Origin of the sequence: Mycolicibacterium parafortuitum, from assembly GCF_010725485.1 — a bacterium.
Taxonomy (GTDB): domain Bacteria; phylum Actinomycetota; class Actinomycetes; order Mycobacteriales; family Mycobacteriaceae; genus Mycobacterium.
In genome coordinates, this window is the sequence record NZ_AP022598.1 from 253,700 (window position 1) to 270,168 (window position 16,469).

The 16,469-nt window shown below is 69.2% G+C and carries 13 protein-coding genes; 4 read left to right on the forward strand and 9 right to left on the reverse strand.

Annotation, left to right across the window (positions count from 1 at the left end; genetic code table 11):
* Nucleotides 1-38: 38 nt before the first annotated feature.
* Nucleotides 39-491 (reverse strand): GlcG/HbpS family heme-binding protein, encoded by a 453-nt coding sequence (locus tag NTM_RS01195; protein WP_104862904.1) that lies wholly within the window; start codon nucleotides 489-491, stop codon nucleotides 39-41.
* A 208-nt stretch (nucleotides 492-699) separates the two neighbouring features.
* Here NTM_RS01195 and NTM_RS01200 point away from each other — a divergent pair, with 208 nt between their 5' ends.
* Nucleotides 700-2,373, forward strand: coding sequence for a PucR family transcriptional regulator (locus NTM_RS01200; protein WP_163765186.1), 1,674 nt, complete (start codon nucleotides 700-702; stop codon nucleotides 2,371-2,373).
* A gap of 14 nt (nucleotides 2,374-2,387) precedes the next feature.
* Here the strand turns inward: NTM_RS01200 and NTM_RS01205 are convergent, their stop codons facing one another.
* Entirely contained in the window at nucleotides 2,388-3,785 is a 1,398-nt protein-coding gene (locus tag NTM_RS01205; RefSeq protein WP_104862903.1) for an MFS transporter, read from the reverse strand.
* A 325-nt stretch (nucleotides 3,786-4,110) separates the two neighbouring features.
* Between NTM_RS01205 and NTM_RS01210 the strand changes: the two genes are divergently transcribed.
* Genes NTM_RS01210 through NTM_RS01220 form a run of 3 tightly spaced genes read left to right on the forward strand, consistent with a single transcriptional unit; the run spans nucleotide 4,111 to nucleotide 7,026 of the window.
* Nucleotides 4,111-5,679 (forward strand): hypothetical protein, encoded by a 1,569-nt coding sequence (locus NTM_RS01210; RefSeq protein WP_163765187.1) that lies wholly within the window; start codon nucleotides 4,111-4,113, stop codon nucleotides 5,677-5,679.
* Nucleotides 5,679-6,467 (forward strand): YoaK family protein, encoded by a 789-nt coding sequence (locus NTM_RS01215; RefSeq protein WP_163765188.1) that lies wholly within the window; start codon nucleotides 5,679-5,681, stop codon nucleotides 6,465-6,467. Before NTM_RS01210 ends, NTM_RS01215 begins: the two co-directional genes overlap by 1 nt.
* Nucleotides 6,427-7,026, forward strand: a complete 600-nt coding sequence (locus NTM_RS01220) for a sigma-70 family RNA polymerase sigma factor (protein ID WP_163765189.1) — start codon at nucleotides 6,427-6,429, stop codon at nucleotides 7,024-7,026. Before NTM_RS01215 ends, NTM_RS01220 begins: the two co-directional genes overlap by 41 nt.
* On the opposite strand, the gene NTM_RS01225 is transcribed toward NTM_RS01220, so the two are convergent.
* The 7 genes from NTM_RS01225 to NTM_RS01255 all read right to left on the reverse strand — a co-directional run bounded on the left by NTM_RS01225 (nucleotide 6,962) and on the right by NTM_RS01255 (nucleotide 16,468).
* The gene (locus tag NTM_RS01225) at nucleotides 6,962-8,167 is read right to left on the reverse strand and encodes an alpha/beta hydrolase (RefSeq protein ID WP_104863212.1); all 1,206 of its coding nucleotides are present in this window, start codon (nucleotides 8,165-8,167) and stop codon (nucleotides 6,962-6,964) included. The two genes, NTM_RS01220 and NTM_RS01225, sit on opposite strands and share 65 nt — an antisense overlap.
* Nucleotides 8,164-8,526, reverse strand: coding sequence for a hypothetical protein (locus NTM_RS01230; RefSeq protein WP_163765190.1), 363 nt, complete (start codon nucleotides 8,524-8,526; stop codon nucleotides 8,164-8,166). The genes NTM_RS01225 and NTM_RS01230 overlap by 4 nt, the downstream gene beginning before the upstream one ends.
* A 19-nt stretch (nucleotides 8,527-8,545) precedes the next feature.
* Complete coding sequence (locus NTM_RS01235) at nucleotides 8,546-9,400, reverse strand: helix-turn-helix domain-containing protein (RefSeq protein WP_163765191.1); 855 nt, start codon at nucleotides 9,398-9,400, stop codon at nucleotides 8,546-8,548.
* A gap of 48 nt (nucleotides 9,401-9,448) precedes the next feature.
* Nucleotides 9,449-11,800: an arylsulfatase gene (locus tag NTM_RS01240; protein WP_163765192.1), complete on the reverse strand. Its 2,352-nt coding sequence runs from the start codon at nucleotides 11,798-11,800 to the stop codon at nucleotides 9,449-9,451.
* Between the two features lie 74 nt (nucleotides 11,801-11,874).
* Nucleotides 11,875-13,506, reverse strand: a complete 1,632-nt coding sequence (locus NTM_RS01245; protein WP_232079587.1) for an ABC transporter — start codon at nucleotides 13,504-13,506, stop codon at nucleotides 11,875-11,877.
* A gap of 41 nt (nucleotides 13,507-13,547) precedes the next feature.
* Entirely contained in the window at nucleotides 13,548-14,963 is a 1,416-nt protein-coding gene (locus NTM_RS01250; RefSeq protein WP_163765194.1) for a glycosyltransferase, read from the reverse strand.
* Nucleotides 14,960-16,468 carry a hypothetical protein gene (locus NTM_RS01255; protein WP_163765195.1) on the reverse strand — a complete coding sequence of 503 codons (1,509 nt, stop codon included), beginning with the start codon at nucleotides 16,466-16,468 and terminating at the stop codon, nucleotides 14,960-14,962. Before NTM_RS01255 ends, NTM_RS01250 begins: the two co-directional genes overlap by 4 nt.
* Nucleotide 16,469 lies beyond the last annotated feature (1 nt).

A 16,469-nucleotide genomic window follows, 5' to 3' on the forward strand; every position in this document is an offset into this window, starting at 1 on the left:
CCGGACCTGAGCCGCCGAGGGGTCATCGTGCACAACCGTCAGCGTCCGGCGACCGCGGCGGTCAGGGCCTCGAACTCGGCGAGGATCGCGGCGCCGACGGCCTTGTCCTGCGCACCGTTGCCTCCGCTGATCCCGACGCCGCCGACGATCTGGCCGTCGAAGACGAGCGGGAAGCCGCCCACGAACACCGCGAACTTGCCGGGCAGCATGTGGCTGATCCCGAATGCCTCGTTACCCGGCAGCGCCGGGCCGTCGGGGGCCTCGTTGAACAGGTGGGTGGCACGCTCATGCCCGGCCGCGGTGAACGCCTTGGCGATCGAGATGTCGACGCCGGTAAGCCGCGCACCCGGAAGACGGTGCAGGGCAAGAACATTGCCGCCGTCGTCGCAGATGCACAGGGTTTGCTTGACGCCGATCTCCTCGGCCTTGGCGCGTCCGGCCGCCAGCAGCGGCAGCGCGTCGTCGAGGGTGATCCGGTAGATCTGATGCATGGCGGGACTGTCTCCTGTGGGTCGGGACGGTGACGCGGCGCGTCATCGCCGTATCGGTCTCCTGCCTGGAATGTCTACCGGCGCCGCCCCAGGGAAGCTCTGGTCAACATGTCCCCGATCCGCCGGGCATTCGAGTCAATCTGCACATAGTGTGTCGGCGGAGCGGGTGCGATCGTGCACAGATGCCGCGGTACGGAGCAGGTGGGTGATGACAGCGGAGCGACGCGACGAGAGCCGGATGACCGTGTCGGGGCTGCTCGACGAGACCCTGATGGCAGGTGCGCGCGTGGTCGCCGGCCGCGACCGGCTCGACCGGGAGCTGCACTGGGTGCTGCCCCTGGCCGAGGTGATGTCGCGCCACGACCCGCTCGACGGGGTCGCGGTGTACAGCAGGCCAGAGGCGTTGCTGGGCAACGGCGCAGCGGTGGCGGCGCTGGCCGCGCGCGGGGCCACCACCCTGCTCGTCGACGGCGAGGCGCCCGCCGACTTCCCGTACTCCCGGCTGCCGGCCGACATGGTGGTGGTGGAGATGGGGTTTCCGGTCGGGTTCGCCGCCCTGAACCGGCTGCTCGCCGAGCGTGCCCTGAGCCAGGAAGTGCACGCGATGCGCTACGCGACCCACGTGCACGCGTCGCTGGCCGGACTGTTCCACCGCGGCGCCGGGCTGCAGATGCTGGTGCGCGAGGTGTCCAACCTGGCCCGAAACCCCGCGATGGCGCTCGATGCGCGCGGTAACGTGGTGGCGCACAACGGATTCAGTGCCGAGTCCGCCACCGCGGTGGCCGAGTCGATCCTGCCCCTGCTGACCGAGGAGCTGACCGCGGCAGCCCGGCTGTCGGCGCACCACGACACCAGGGTGGAGCGGTTCGAGGCCCCCAGCGGCGGACACTGGACGCTGATCTCCACGGCGATCCGGCTGGGGAAGGCGTTCGAAGGCTGGGTGCTCGTGCTGGTGCCGTCCGCGGACCCGGGCAGCCACGATCTGGCACGCCACATCGTGGTCACCGAACAGGCCACCGCGATCATCGGCTCGGAGATGCTGCGCCAGCACAGCGTGGACGAAGCCGAGGAGCGGGCCAGGGGCGACTTCGTCCAGGCACTGGTGCACGGCCACTTCTCCAGCGAGCACGACATGCGGGCGCGCGCCGACTATCACGAGATCGACATCGACGCGCAATTCGGTGTGTTCGTCGCCCCCGGTGCGGTGCCGCGCGGCGTCGACAACCCGACCGCGAGCATGGTGCGGCTGGCCCGCTACGCCGCCAACGTGGCCCCCGACCCCGCGGTGCGCTCGTATGTCACCGTGCTCGGCGACGTGCTGGTGGTGGTCCGCTCACTGCGCGGCGACGACGACACCGCGATGCGCAAGGAGATGACGCACTACGCCGAGGCGATGGCCGCCGAGCTGGAGAGCCGGCGCGCCACCGCGGTCGCCGTCGCATACAGCCGCCCCGCCCGCGGGGCCCAGCAGATCGCAGGCAGCTACCGGGAGGCGCGTATCGCGCTGGGCATCGCGGGCCGGCTGCACGTCACCGGCGCGGTGTCCTACCAGGATCTGCGCAGCTTCACGGTGCTCGCCGACGTCGCCGACACCGAGCAGAGCCGGGCGCTGGTCACCGACATCCTCGGGCCGCTGCGGCCGACCCCCGACCTGCTGGAGTTCCTGACCGGGTACCTCGCCCACGGCGGGAACGTCAACGCGACCGCGCGAGCTCTCAACGTGCACCGCAACACCATGCTGACCAAGCTGGATCGGGTGTCGCGGGCGATCGGGCTCGACATCCGGGAGCCCGAGCACCAGTTCACCGTCTGGCTGGCGATCCGGCTGGACATGCTCACCGAGATCCACGCGGCGGTCGACCGCGAGGCGAGGTTCCGTTGACTCCCGTGCCCTGACTACCGGGCCGGTTCGGGATCCGGGCCGGCGAACGAGCCGAGCAGCCCGAGCATCGCGACCGCGGCGACGACGAGGAACGCCAGCGGATAACCGCCGTCCCCGCCGGCGCTGAGCGCGATCGCCACCCAGGCCGCACCCATCGCCGAGCCGCTGAACCGAATCAGGTTGTACAGACCCAGCCCGGTGCCCTGCGCACCCGCCGGAGAGCGGGTCGCGCCGGTGGCCGCCGGCGTCTGGACGAACGCGATCCCGACACCGACCAGCAGCAGGATGCCCGCCGTCGCCCCCAGCCCGTGGGCGCGCTCGGCGATCCCCGCCGCGGTCGCCGCGGCCAGGGCGAGCTGACCGGCGATCAGCAACACCAGCCCGGTGCGCAGCACCCGGCGCGGGCCGATCCGGTCCAGGTATCTGCCCACCAGCGGCCCGAGGACCGTCATCGCCGCCGGGACCGCCAGCAACACCAACCCCGCCACCGACCCCGACTGCCCACTGCCGACCAGGTACAGCGGCACCGCCAACAGCGTGGCTCCGAGGCAGAACATGAACGAGAACGCACCCAGCGTGCTGCGCGCGAACCGGACCTCGGCCACCAGTCGGACGTCGACGAACGGTTCGGCAGCGCGCAGGCAGTGCCAGACGAAGAACGCCAGCACCACCACGGCGGCCGCGATCACCGCGAGCACCGTGGTGGACAACCCGAGCCGCGGCACCAGGGCCACCCCGAGGATCAGCAGGCCGGAGCCGGCGGTCAGCGCGGTGGCCCCGACGGCGTCGAAGCTCATCCGCGTGCCGGGGTAGCGCGGGATGTGTCGCAGCGTCCCGATCAGCCCCGCCAGCGCGACCGGCACCAGCGGAACGAAGACCCACCGCCACCCCCACGCGTCGGCGATGAAGCCGCCCATCGTCGGGCCGACCGCCTGGCCGATGCCGTTGACCGACGCCCACGCACCGACCGCCCCGCCCCGCCGCTCGCCGGCGAACAGCCATGTCAGCAGGCCCATCACCGCCGGGCCGAGCGCCGAGGCGGCCATCCCGCCGAGGCAGCGCCACATGATCAGCAACTCGAGGGTCGGCGCGGTCGCGGCCCCCACCGCGCACACCGCGGTACCGATCATCGAGGCGCAGTACACGCGCCGGCGACCGAAACGGTCCCCGATCCAGCCGACCACCGGCATGGTCGCGGTGAAGGTCAGCAGAAACCCGACCACGATGAACACGCCGCTGCCCAGCGGGGCGTCGAAGTCGGCGAGGATGGCCGGCATCGGCACGTTGACGACGTTGTTGCTGATCGTGCCGACCAGCGTGCCCGACAGCAGCGCGGCCAGCGCCAGCGGCGTGCCGTCGCGGCCCTCAGGAACCGCAGGTCCTGCGGGGGGATGGCTGTCGGTGTCGGTCATCTCGGCGCTGTCGTCACGATCTGTCGGCGGTTGCGGGGACCCAGTCACTGTCTCACCGACGACCCCGCCACGCGGCCGCCCCCTCGGGTCAAAGTGCCCAGTGCGGCGGGCGGACTGCGGCGCAACTGCACATCGCAGCAGCGTCGGCCGCAGTATTTACCTGGCCGAAACGCCAGGACATGTGGCCGACAACCGGCGAGCATATTGCACAGGGGGACTGTCACAGCGGTGTGCACTCTGTGCGTTGACCCACGCTCGTATCGCGCCGAGCATTCCCCCATCAGACTGCACAGCCCATGAGCAGTTGTGAGCGAAAGGCCGTCGGATGCAGACTCATCTGGGCGCGGCGCACTGGATATACCTCGCCGGCATCATCGTCATCCTCGCCACGATGGCGCTACGCAAGAACATCGTCGTCCCCGCGGTCATGGCGACCTTCCTGACCGCGTGGGTGTTCTCCGGCAGCGTCATCACCGGCCTGTCGTCGATCTTCAATGCCAGCCTGGTCGCCGCCCACGAACTGTTCAACATCTTCCTGATCATCGCGCTGGTCACCGCGATGCTCGGCGCGATGCGGGAGATGGGCGCCGACCGCCTGATGGTGACCCCGTTCCGCCGTGTGATGCGGGCCGGCACAAGCAGTTTCGTGATGCTCGCGCTGATCACCTACGTCATCTCGTTGTTCTTCTGGCCCACCCCGGCAGTCCCTCTGGTCGGCGCGGTGCTGATCCCGGTCGCGATCCGGGCCGGGCTGAGCCCGCTGTCGGTGGGCATGGTCATCGCGATCGCGGGACAGGGCATGGCGCTGTCGTCGGACTACATCATCAAGGTGGCTCCCGGCATCTCGGCGACCGCCGCCGGAGTCGACACCGACAGCGTGGCCGACAAGGCCCTGGTGCTCTCGCTCATCGTGGGCTTCACCGCGCTGGTCATCACCTACCTCACCCAGCGCAGGACGTGGCGTGCGCCGTCGCCGGAGTTGCTCGTCGAATGGGAGAACAAGGCCGACAAGTTCGGCGTGACCGCTTCGGGTGACGACTCACCCGACGGCGCAGAGCCGGCGCCTGCCGCGGGCGGGGCTGCCGCACCGGTTCCGCCCGCCACCCGCGCCGCCGACGGGGTCGGGGCCCCGACGGCCACCATCGTGCGCGACACGTCGACCGCGAACCCGGACAGCCCCCCGAAGCCGCTGGCGGCCAAGGCGTTTGCGATCCTCGTGCCCGTCGCTTACCTGGTGTTCATCGTCTACCTGCTGCTGGGCAAGTTCACCACCGCGGTGCCGCCGCTCAAGGGCGGTGACGCCGCGGGCATCGTCGGGGGAATCGCGGCGATGATCCTGTTCGCGGCCTGTCTGACCAACAGCCGCCGGGCCTGCCTGGAGGCCTCCTCGCAGCACGTGGTCGACGGCCTGGTGTTCGCGTTCAAGGCGATGGGGATCGTGCTGCCGATCGCCGGCTTCTTCTTCATCGGCAACGGCGACTTCTCGGCCCGCATCCTCGGCATGCCCGAGGACGCCACCGGTCCTGCGCTGCTGTTCGATCTCATCAATGCGGGCCTCTCGCATGTTGCACCGAATGCGTTCGTGGTCGCGTTCACGGTGATGTTCGTCGGCGTCATCGCCGGCCTGGAGGGGTCCGGCTTCAGCGGATTGCCGCTGACCGGGTCGCTGTCGGGCGCCCTCGGCAGCGCGGCGGGGATGGATCCGTCGACGCTGGCCGCTATCGGTCAGATGGGCAACATCTGGTCGGGCGGCGGCACGCTGGTGGCGTGGTCCTCGCTGGTCGCCGTGGCCGGGTTCGCCCGGGTTCCGGTGCTCACGCTGGCCCGCAAGTGCTTCCTGCCGGTGATGGCGGGGCTGGTGCTGTCCACGCTGTTCGCCATCATCGCGTTCTGATGCGCCAACCCCTCGCCCTGGCCGCCACCGTGGTGCTGACGTTCGTCACCGGGGTGGTCGACGCCGTCGGCTTCCTGGCCCTGGACCGGGTGTTCACCGGAAACATGACGGGCAACATCGTGATCCTGGGCATGGGCGTAGCCGGCGCCGACGAACTGCCCGTGCTCGGACCGGCCATCGCGCTGGCGGCGTTCACCGCCGCGGCCTATCTCGCCGGTCTGGTGCTGCGCGGCCGCGGCGAGCCCCGCGGTCCGGGCTGGCACCACCGGGTGACCGTGCTCCTGTCCGTCGGGGCGGCCACGCTGTCGGCACTGGCGGTGGCGGCGGTCGTGGCCGGCAGTCACCTCGGGACGGCGCTGCAGATCGTGATGGCCGCGGCCACGGCGGCGGTGATGGGATCCCAGGCGATGATCGCGCGCACCGTCGCGGTCGCCGACATGACCACAGTGGTGGTCACCTCGACGCTCGCCTCGCTGGCCGGGGAGACGTGGACCCGTGGCGGGCGCGGCGCGGTGTTCAACCGCCGGCTGGCGGCGATCGCGGTGATCTTCGCCGGCGCCGTCGCGGGTGCGGCCCTGGTCCGGGTGCACGTGGCGGTGCCGTTCGGCCTGGCCGCCGCGCTCACCGCGGCCGTCGCGGTGCTCGGGCACCTGCGGCTGTCGGCTCCGCGCGGGTCCGATCTCTCCACGCGATCTCCACACAGTCTCCAAGCACCGCGGCGCGTTCCGGCGCAGGATCATTTTCGTGATGACGACAACGACTCCGAAATGCGCTGCACCACAACGTGACCAGCGCCCGGATGACACCGAGTTCGAGCGCGCGGTACTGAGCCTGGTCCCGATGCTGCAGCGGCGCGCGTACGCCTACACCGGAAACGCCGCCGACGCCGAGGATCTGGTCCAGGAGACACTCATCAAGGCGTATCGCGCCTTTCCCAGGCTCGGGCCGGATCCCTACCTGAAGGCTTGGCTGCTGAGCATCCTGCGTAACACGTGGATCGCGAAATACCGTGCCGCCCAATGCCGTCCCGCCGAAACATTGACCGCCGAATTCCATGACGGAGACTCCGGGGCGGCATCCGCAGAGGAGCTCGCGCTGCGCGACATCGCCGACGACCGGATTCTCGCGGCGCTGGCCGAGCTCTCCGAGCCGATGCGCCTGACCGTCTACTACACCGCGGTCGAGGGCATGTCGTGCCGCGAGGTCGCCCAGGTGATGGGGGTCCCCGAGGGCACGGTGATGTCGAGGATGCACCGCGGCCGGGCCCAGCTGCGCCGCCGGCTCACCCAGCCAGGAACGCGTCCAGCTCCGCGCAAAAAGTCTCCCATGCCGGCTCGCCGGCCGTGAGCAGGTGGTTACCGCCCTCGAGCGCGACGAACCGCGCCTGCGGGATCAGCGTGGCCAGCTCCTCCCCGTACCGCACGGGCACCCGGCGGTCACCGCTCGCGTGCATCACCAGCGTCGGGCAGGCCACCTGGCCGGCGAGGTCGCGGACGTCGATGTGGGCGAACTGCTCCAGGAAACGCACTGCGTTCTCGGCCGAGGTGGTACGGCGCTGCAGATGGTCGAAGGAACTCCAGTCCTCGCGCGTGCCCCCCGGGATGAACTGCGCGGCGAACACCTGCCGGAACGCCGGATCGTCATTGCCCCAACCGACCCGCGCGAGCTCGAGATCCAGTGCGGCCGCGCGGCGTTCGTCCGGACCGACCGCGCGTACCGCACGCCCGCGCGCATACGCACCGCAGAGCACCAACTTTGACACCCGGTCAGGATGGCGAGCCGCATAGGCGACGGCCACGGCACCGCCCTGGGAGACACCGAGCAACGGGAACCGGTCCAGTTCGAGGGAGTCGACCACCGAGGCCAGGTCATCGACCCAGTCGTCGAAGGTGAATCCTGGTGCATCCCAATCCGAAAGACCGCATCCTCGTTCGTCGTAACGGATGTAGCGGTAACGCTGGGACAGATCGCGCACCCAGTGCCGCCACACCGGGCTTTCCACGTCGTAGCGCAGATGCGTCATCCAGTTGCCTGCGCGCACCAGCGGCGGCCCCTCCCCCGCCACCGCGTAGGCCAGCCGCAGCCCGTCGGCGGCGCGGCAGAACGCGACGCGCTGCTCCACCGTCGGCTCGGCGTCACCGCCCGGTGCCTCGACGGCGGAATCGGTGACGCCCTCGGTGACGGCGCCGACGAACTGATAGCCGCGACCGCGCACCGTCTTGATGTACCGCTGGGACTCCCCGTCGTCACCGAGCGCACGCCGAGCCGCCATGATGCGACTCGACAACGCGGCCTCGCCGACGAACTTTCCGCCCCACACCGCCTCGAAAAGCTCTTGTTTGGTCACACAGCGCCGACGGTTGGCCACCAGCACCGCCAGCACGTCGAATACCTGCGGCTCCACCGGGACGGCCTGCCCGTCGCGTCGCAACTCGTAACGCTGCGAATCCAGGACGAACTCGCCGAACACGATCTCCGCCGTTCTCATCGCGGTCCCGCCTGCGGCCACCACCAGGTCAGAGCCGCCAGCGCGGTCAGCGCGGTGGCACCGAGGGTGATCACGACGCCGACGGTCAAGCGTTGTACCGCAACGTTTCTGGGCACCGGGCGGCCCGCCACCGGCTGTGCGACCGTGGCGACGAACACCACCGCCAGTGCCGCGAGGAGGAACCCGGCGAGCGCCGAGATCGCTCCGAGTTGCGCCAGCCACGGTGGCCGGGCCCGCCCGTCGCCACCATCGGAGAGAACGCCGCAGAGCCCGACGAAACCCAATACGCCGAGTTGAAGTTTCTGCCACTCGCGGGCCGAATCCTGGATACGCTCATCGTCGTGCCGACCGGAATACACGCCGGCCAGTCTCAGGTGCTCAGCGCGATCCCATCCAGACCGGATCATTCCTGGTAACGGCACTGCCACTCTCCCGGTGCCACAGCCGCGCGAGCCGGCCCGCCGACATCGAATCCGGAGCCGCGAAGTAGATGTACAGATGGAGCCGTTCGGCGCCGGTGACGGCGAACTTCTCGCGATGCAGTTCCAGCTCCCCCACGTCGCAGTGCCTCACCCGCACCGGGCTCACCGCGCGCTGCTGCACCTCCTGCCGGGACCACAGCCGGCAGAAGTGCCGGGAGCGCTGGCGCAAATCAGCGATCAAGGCCTGGACCCGCGGTGATTCGCACTCGTTGCCGATGTCGGCACGCAACTGCGCGACGCTGTCGGCGGCGGCCTGTTCCCAGTCCACCCAGAACTCCCGCTCGCGAGGGTCGAGGAACACCGCGTGCAACCGGCTGGTGTCCGGCTCCATGTTCGGGAACAGCGCCTGGGCCCGCGAGTTGGAGGCCACGACGTCCATGTAGCGGTCCACGAGTATCGCGGGCAGGTCCAGCTGGTCGATCAGCAGCAGCACGCCGTCGGGAACCCTGGGGTGGGCCACGCCGCCGCGCCGGGACACCGGGCGGGTCAGGCGATGCAGATGGGCGGCCTCGTCCGCGTCGAGGCGCAGTGCGTCGGCGAGCGCGTCGACGACGGCGACCGACGGCGAGCGCTCCCGGCCCTGCTCGAGCCGGATGTAGTACTCGGTGCTGATGCCGGCGAGCTGGGCCACCTCCTCGCGGCGCAGCCCCGGCACCCGTCGCCTCCCGTGGTCAGGCAGCCCGACGTCCTGTGGCGTCAATCGATGGCGGTGCCAGCGGAGAAAGCTCCCGAGGACGCTGCTGTTGGTCATACAGAGATGAACTCCGACGACCGGCAATATATTGCATGTTACCGAAGATCAGTCTTTCGCGAAGGCGCGGGCGAACTCACGCTCCAGGTCGACGTACGGGTGGCCCGACACGTCGATACCGACCCGGGCGATAGTGCCGCCGGTGAACGGGAACGGTGCCCGGTACGCCGACGACACCGCAGACCCCGAGTTGCGCCCGACGCCCAGGGTGGCCCCTGCAAGTCCAAACGTTCCTGGATGCGAACGCATTTCAGCCAGGCTCGCGACCTGCGCGCCGTCGATGTAGAGGGCGGCGTCCCCGACCGGCGTGTGGCTGCCCTCGGCGGTGCCGGTCAGCGTGTAGGAGAAGCCCAGCGTGTGCACGCCCGCCGGGATCGGATCCGGCGCGGCCAGCGTCTGGTCGTACTCGCCGAGGAAGTTGTAGCAGAAGTGCAACCGCCCACCCTGCACGTACATCACGTACCCGCCGTGCGCCCCGCCGTGTTTGACGATCACCCCCTCGGCACCGCCGTCGTCGATCGTCACGTCGGCCAGCACGGCGAAGGACCTGCCGTGGATCTCGACCACCGCGCCCATCCCGACGTCGGCGGTTCCCGGGTAGTAGACATAGGAGTCGCGCTCGCCGGTCAGGTACGGCCGCCACCGCGACATGGTCTCCAGGATGTTCAGGTCGCTCAGCGGCAGACCGTTGTACTTCTCGGCCTCGGCGAACCACAGCGCCTTGAGCTCTTCGAGCTTCTCCGGATGCTCGGCGGCCAGGTCGTGAGACTGGCTGCGGTCGGAGTCGACGTGATAGAGCTCCCAGCGGTCCTGATCGAAATGCGACCAGCCTGCCGGCGACGCCGCGTGCACGGCGCTGGCGAACCAGCCCTTATGCCAGATCCCGCGGGTACCCAGCATCGTGTAGAACTGCGTCTCCTTGCCGGTCGGCGCAGTCGGATTGTCCAGTGCCACTTTGAAACTGACACCATCGAGCGGTTTCTGGGCGACTCCGCGGACCGTGGCGGGCGGGGTGATGTCGAGCAGGTCGTACACCGTCGGGGTGATGTCGGCGACGTTGACGTAGTTGTCCCGAACCTCGCCGTGTGCGGCGATTCCCTTGGGCCACGAGATGATCGCCGTGTCCGCGATCCCGCCTTCGTGGGATGCGTAGCGCTTGAACAACTTGTACGGGGTGTTGAAGGCCATCGCCCAGCCGATCGGGTAATGGTTGTAGGTCTCGGTCCCACCGAGGTCGTCGAAGGCCTTGAGGCTCTCCTCGACCGAGTCGATGTAGCCGTTGAAGAACTTGACCTCGTTGACCGACCCGTTCGGCCCGCCCTCCCCGCTGGCCCCGTTGTCGGAGATCACGACGATGATCGTGTTGTCGAGCTGGCCGGACTCCTCGAGGTAGTCCAGGACCCGGCCGATCTGGGCGTCGGTGTAGGACAGGAACCCGGCGAACACCTCCGCCATCCGCGCGAACAGCCGCTTCTCGTCATCGCTCAGCGACTCCCACGGCCGAACGGTGTCCTGCGCCGGCCAGTCCTGGCCGTCCGGCCCCTTGACGTCGAGGTACGGGTTGATCGGGGACAGCTCGGTGTCCGGGGGCACGATGCCGAGTCGCTTCTGGTTCTCCAGCACGATCTCGCGGTAGACCTCGTAGCCCATGTCGAAGCGCCCGGCATACCGGTCCGCCCATTCCTTGAACACGTGGTGGGGCGCGTGCCCCGCGCCGGGGCACACGTAGGAGAACCACGGCTTATCCGGCGCGATCACCTTGGAGTCACGGATGAACTCGATGGTCTTGTCGGCCAGGTCCTTCGACAGGTGATACCCCTGCTCCGGCGTGGCCGGTGGCGCGACGGGGTGGTTGTCGTACATCAGGTCGGGATACCACTGGTCGGTCTCGCCGCCCATGAATCCGTAGAACCGCTCGAACCCGCGCGACAACGGCCAGTGCCGTTTGGTCGCGGCCAGATTCGACTCCTCCAGCGGCGTCAGATGCCACTTGCCGATGCAGTACGTGTTGTATCCGTTCTCGGCGAGCACCTCCGACAGCAGCGCGGTGTCAAAGGGGATGCGCCCGTTACAGTTCGGGAAACCGTCGGTGAACTCCTCGATGGTCGCCATGCCGACCGTGGTCGCGTTGCGGCCGGTCAGCAGCGATGCCCGGGTGGGCGAGCACAGCGCGGTGGTGTGGAACTGTGAGAGCCGCACTCCGCGTTGGGCGATCCGGCTCATCGCGGGCATGTCGACGAGTCCGCCGAAGCAGTCCCACGTCGCGATGCCGATGTCGTCCCAGACCAGATAGAGGACGTTCGGTGCATCGGGCTGAGCGGTCGGTGCGGCGAACGGCCCCCAGTCCGGTTCCGAATCCCGGATGTCGAGCTCGATCTTGCCGTTGAACTCCGTCGTCACGCACGGAGATTACCCCGAGCTCCCCAGATCGAGGCCGAGAACCTCCGATGGCCGCTCCCGGCGTCACCGACTGGTCAGCCCCGCACGGGCACCGGTTCGTTCACCCGGTAGAGCCGGTAGTTCGGCTGATTGGCTCCCGAGTTGGGGATCTCGAGTTCCAGAGTGGCCACATCCGATCCCGTGTCGTAGAGCGTCGGGTAGCGCAGATTGAGCGCATCCGCGGTGCCGCGTCCGGTGTTCGGCACCGCCAGCAGGTACCGGATACCGTAGGCCGAGGGCGTGTTGAGCAACTTCACGAAATCTCTATCCGACGGCACCACAAACGTTTTCGGCTTACGGGACGCCACGACCACGGCGAACCCGTACATGGTGTCGGTGATCACCGAACCCGGCGGTAACCCGAGGCCGTCCAGGTACTGCGCCAGCTCCCGCTCCGTGGAGAAGGTCGCCGCGATACGGCGCTGTTCGTCCTTGCGAGGACTGGTGTCGTCGGGGTCGGGCCGCAGCACCGCCCCCAGCGCGTACTCCTGCGGCGCATAGGCCGGCAGGCTCATCCCCCAGGCCGCCACCGGTATGCAGGCCGCGAACAACACCGCCGCCACCGCACCCGCGCGGTACGACGGGACGGTGTGGACGGGCGGGATCTCCGGTGCATGGCGGCCGCGCCGGGTCGGCGAAGCCAACGTGCCGTCGGGGACGACGAGCAACGCCATGCACGCCGCGAACGGCACCGCCACGATGTAGAACCGCAGGAACGGGAACGTACCGCCGGTGGCGTACGTCAGGGTCTGAAACGCCAGTGCCGCCCCGAAGATCAGGATCGGCGGCAGCAGCATCTGGCGGGTCGGGCGGCGCAGGCCGGTGACCGCGGCCCACCCCGTCAGTGGCACCAGCGTCGGCGCCAGCAGCAGCAGACAGACCCCCGAGTACCCCAGTCCGGCAACGATGTTCGCCGCGCCACCTCCGGACTGTTCGAGAATCGCGGCGTTGCCGTACTGCGAGGTGAACTGAGCCAGTGCCTCCCCGGTGATCAACCAGCTGGCCGCCGCCCAGCCCAGGACCGCGGCGATCCCGGGTCCGCTGACCAGGATGACGTCGAGCAGCGCGCGCTTGAGCCGGGGCCCCTCCCGGGCGCGCAGATAGGTGGTCGCCCCGACCAGCACACCTGCGGCGGCCACACACGCCGCCGCGTCATAGCGCGTCAGGTAGGCCAGGCCCATCGCGACGGCGCCGGCGGCGATCAAGTGGTGCACGTCGTCGTCGACCATCCACATCGTCAGCCGGCGCACCGCCCAGATCAGGAAGAACACGAACGGCGCTTCGCTCATCCCGTTGGATCCGTAGAACACGATCATCGGGTGGCACGCGAACAGCGCGGTGATGAGCAGGCTGTAGCGGCGCGGGAGTCCGCGGTCGTTGCCCATCGACAGGATCTGTACCGACGCGCCGGCCATGAACGCCGCCGACATCACCGTTCCGGCGAAGGCCCGCGCCGTGATGTCCGGCCACCACGATGCCAGCGCCACCAGCGGCAGCTGCACCATCGCGGTCAGCGGCGTGAAGATGAATCCGATTGCGGCCAAATGGGGTTCGCGGCTGAACAGCACGCTCTGGGCGGCGGCCGTGCGCGACAGCGCGTCGCCGAGGAGAAAACCCTGGCGCACCTGCAACCAATACCCCACCGCGGTGTACCCGGCGAAGGCCATAACGAAGACGACTGCCTTGAGTCGCCGATCGGAGACGTCTCTCATCGCCCGGCCAGGCCGTGAACGGTCTTCTCCCAGTACGACGGATTACGGACCAACTGGTAGAGCCCCTTGGCCGCGGCCACGCTCATCAACACCCAGAAGAACGGCACGGTCAGTGCCGGCAGCAGCAGATCGGGCCGGTCGTCCTCGCGTAATGCGACCAGGTTCAGGTAGATCATCGCGAGATTGCCCAGTACCAGGCACACCAGCGCCGGGAAGTAGACGAACGCCGGGAACACCGCGGCGACGGCGGCGGGCTGGCCGAGGAACCACAGGACGGTGATGAGCCAGAAGAACAGGTTGAGCACCGCGACCACCGGGGTCCCACCGAGGATCAGGTTGAAGCGGATGAACGCCCGCACCCCGAGCGTGCGCAGCAGTTCCCGGGGCCGGCGCATCTCCACCAGCCAGGTCTGCAGATAGCCCTTGTACCACCGGGAACGCTGGCGGATCCAGTTGATGTAATCGCTGTTGGCCTCCTCCAGCGTCGTGGACTCGACCACCGCCGTGACGAACCCGTTCGCGGCGATCCGCAGGCCCAGGTCGGCGTCCTCGGTGACGTTGTAGGGGTCCCATGCGCCGACCCTGTCCAGCGCCGAGGCCAGCAGATGGTTGGAGGTGCCGCCCAGCGGGATCGGGGTGTCGGTGCTCGACATCCCCGGCAGCAGGTAGCCGAACCACAGCCCGTATTCGGCGGTGAAACAGCCGGTCAGCCAGTTCTGGTGCCCGTTGTAGAACGCCAGGCGCGCCTGCACGCAGACGACGTCGTCCCCGGCCCGGCGGAACACCGCGACCACTCGGCGCAACTGCAGCGGATCGGGCCTGTCCTCGGCGTCGTAGATGGTGATGATCTCCCCGGTGGCGAACTCCAGTCCGTAGTTGCAGGCCTTCGGCTTGGTCCGGGGTTCTGCCGGCGGCACCAGCACCACCTCGACGAAAGCCACCTCGGCACACCGACGGGCCGCCGAGATGGTGACCTCGTCGTCGGCCTCCAACAGCAGCAGGATCTGCAGCTTGTCCTTCGGGTACTCCAGCGCCGCCATCCCGGCGATCAGTTCACCGATGACCTCGGGCTCCCGGAACGCCGGCACCAGCACGGTGTAGGACGGCAGTTCGGAGTCCGGTATCGACCGCGCTTCGTCGTCGGTGACGACGATGGCCCGCGTCGCCAGCCCGTGCCGGAAGATCAGCACCCGGTCGAGGATCGTGAACACGTATGCCGCGGTGCAGAGCCCGACCAGGATGATCGCGGTGGCCTGGGGCCAGAACACCACGCCGGTAGCGACGGCGACCAGGCCGCCCCACAGCGCCAACCGCTGCCAACCCATCAGCGGCATCGCCGCGGACCGCATGGGGTCCTGTTCGAGCAGCCCGTTGACGGCCAGGTGCAGCGCGCGTGACTCGTCGACTGTCATCGCGATCCCTCTGCCGGAACGCGCATCTGGGCCTCGACGAAGCCCCGGCCGAATTCGGTGAGCATGCCGGCGTCCTTGAACGACGGTGTCTCGTCGCCGACGACCGAGGATCCACGGAACAGGATGGTGAACAACCGGCTGAGGGTTTTGCCAGGCGCGCCGTTGGGTTCCGGGAACGGCGCGTCAGGTTCGTGGTTGTCCACCGAGCCGATGAGGTATCTCTGCGCCAGACCGTCCTTGCCCCACTCGAATGCGAGCAGGCTCCAGGTGAGCAGCAGGCCGTCGTCGACGGCGGTGAACAACTCGCCGGTGATCCCGTGGCCGAGGTCGACGCTGCGCCGCTCGCTCTGTCGCTCGTCGACGGCGAAGAGCACCTGGGGCGGGAAGACCCGCAGTGACATCGGCCAGTCCGTGGTGACGGTGTCCACCACCACCGTGCGGGGCCGGCCGAACTTGTCCCACTCCGGGTTACCGACGTCGGCGACCAACTTCTGCCGGTCCAGCGTGGCGTTGCTGCCGTAGAGACGCCGGACGACGTCGTAGGAGTCGGTCTCGACCACGTGCCACCCGGCCGGAGGCGCGGGCAGCTGCCCCACGACGATTCCGTCGAACTGCGGTAGCGGGGGCGGCCGGGACCCCGGCGGCAGCGGGATCGCGGCCACGGCGATCCCGACGGCGGCGACCAGCAGCGAACCCCACCACACATCGGTGGCGGTCATCGGTTCGGTGCGAGCGGCGGCGGCCGCCGGCACCGATCGCGGCTGCACGAGCAGCACCGCGCTGACACACACGATCGAGGCGAGCGTGGGTATCTGCTGATAGAGCAGCAGTGACGTGTCCGGCCGCAGTGCGACGATCACCAGGAGCGACAGCGGCCCGACCGACCACGCGACGGCCGCGGCCGCGGCCACGCGCAGATCGTCGGTCCCCACCGCGATCGCGGTGGCGGCCGCGGTGATCATCAGGGCCGCCGCGCCAGCGGCCGGCTTACCGCCGCCCAGCACGATCACCGCGACGTGATACCCCAGGGGCAGCGCCAGGATCGTCATCGCCCAGACCGGGTCGAACCGGGTCACCGCCCGGAGCCCGAACAGCAGGATTCCTGCCCCCGCGACGAACAGCACCATCGCGACCAGATCCAGTCGCAACATCCAGAAGAAGTCGGCGTAGCGCGGCGTCAGGACCCCGTACACCAGCACCGCGAACGTCAGCACCATCACCGCGACGATCACATCGGTCTGCCGATCGTCGATGCGCGCCGCGTAGGGCTTACGGAGCGCCAGGCCACCCGCGGCCAGCACCGCGGACGCCGGAATGATCCAGGTGTATCCGTTGATGCCGTTCACACGGGTGTTCTCCAGCGACGCGCGCAGCGAATCGGCAAAGGCCAGGACGGTGATGGTGGCGATGAGCGCCCACCGCAGCAGCCGGCTCAGCGTCCGTTCCCCCGCCATGCCGGCGATGGGCGGGGATGCCGCGGGCGGCGCCTCGGCCGGCGTCGTCATC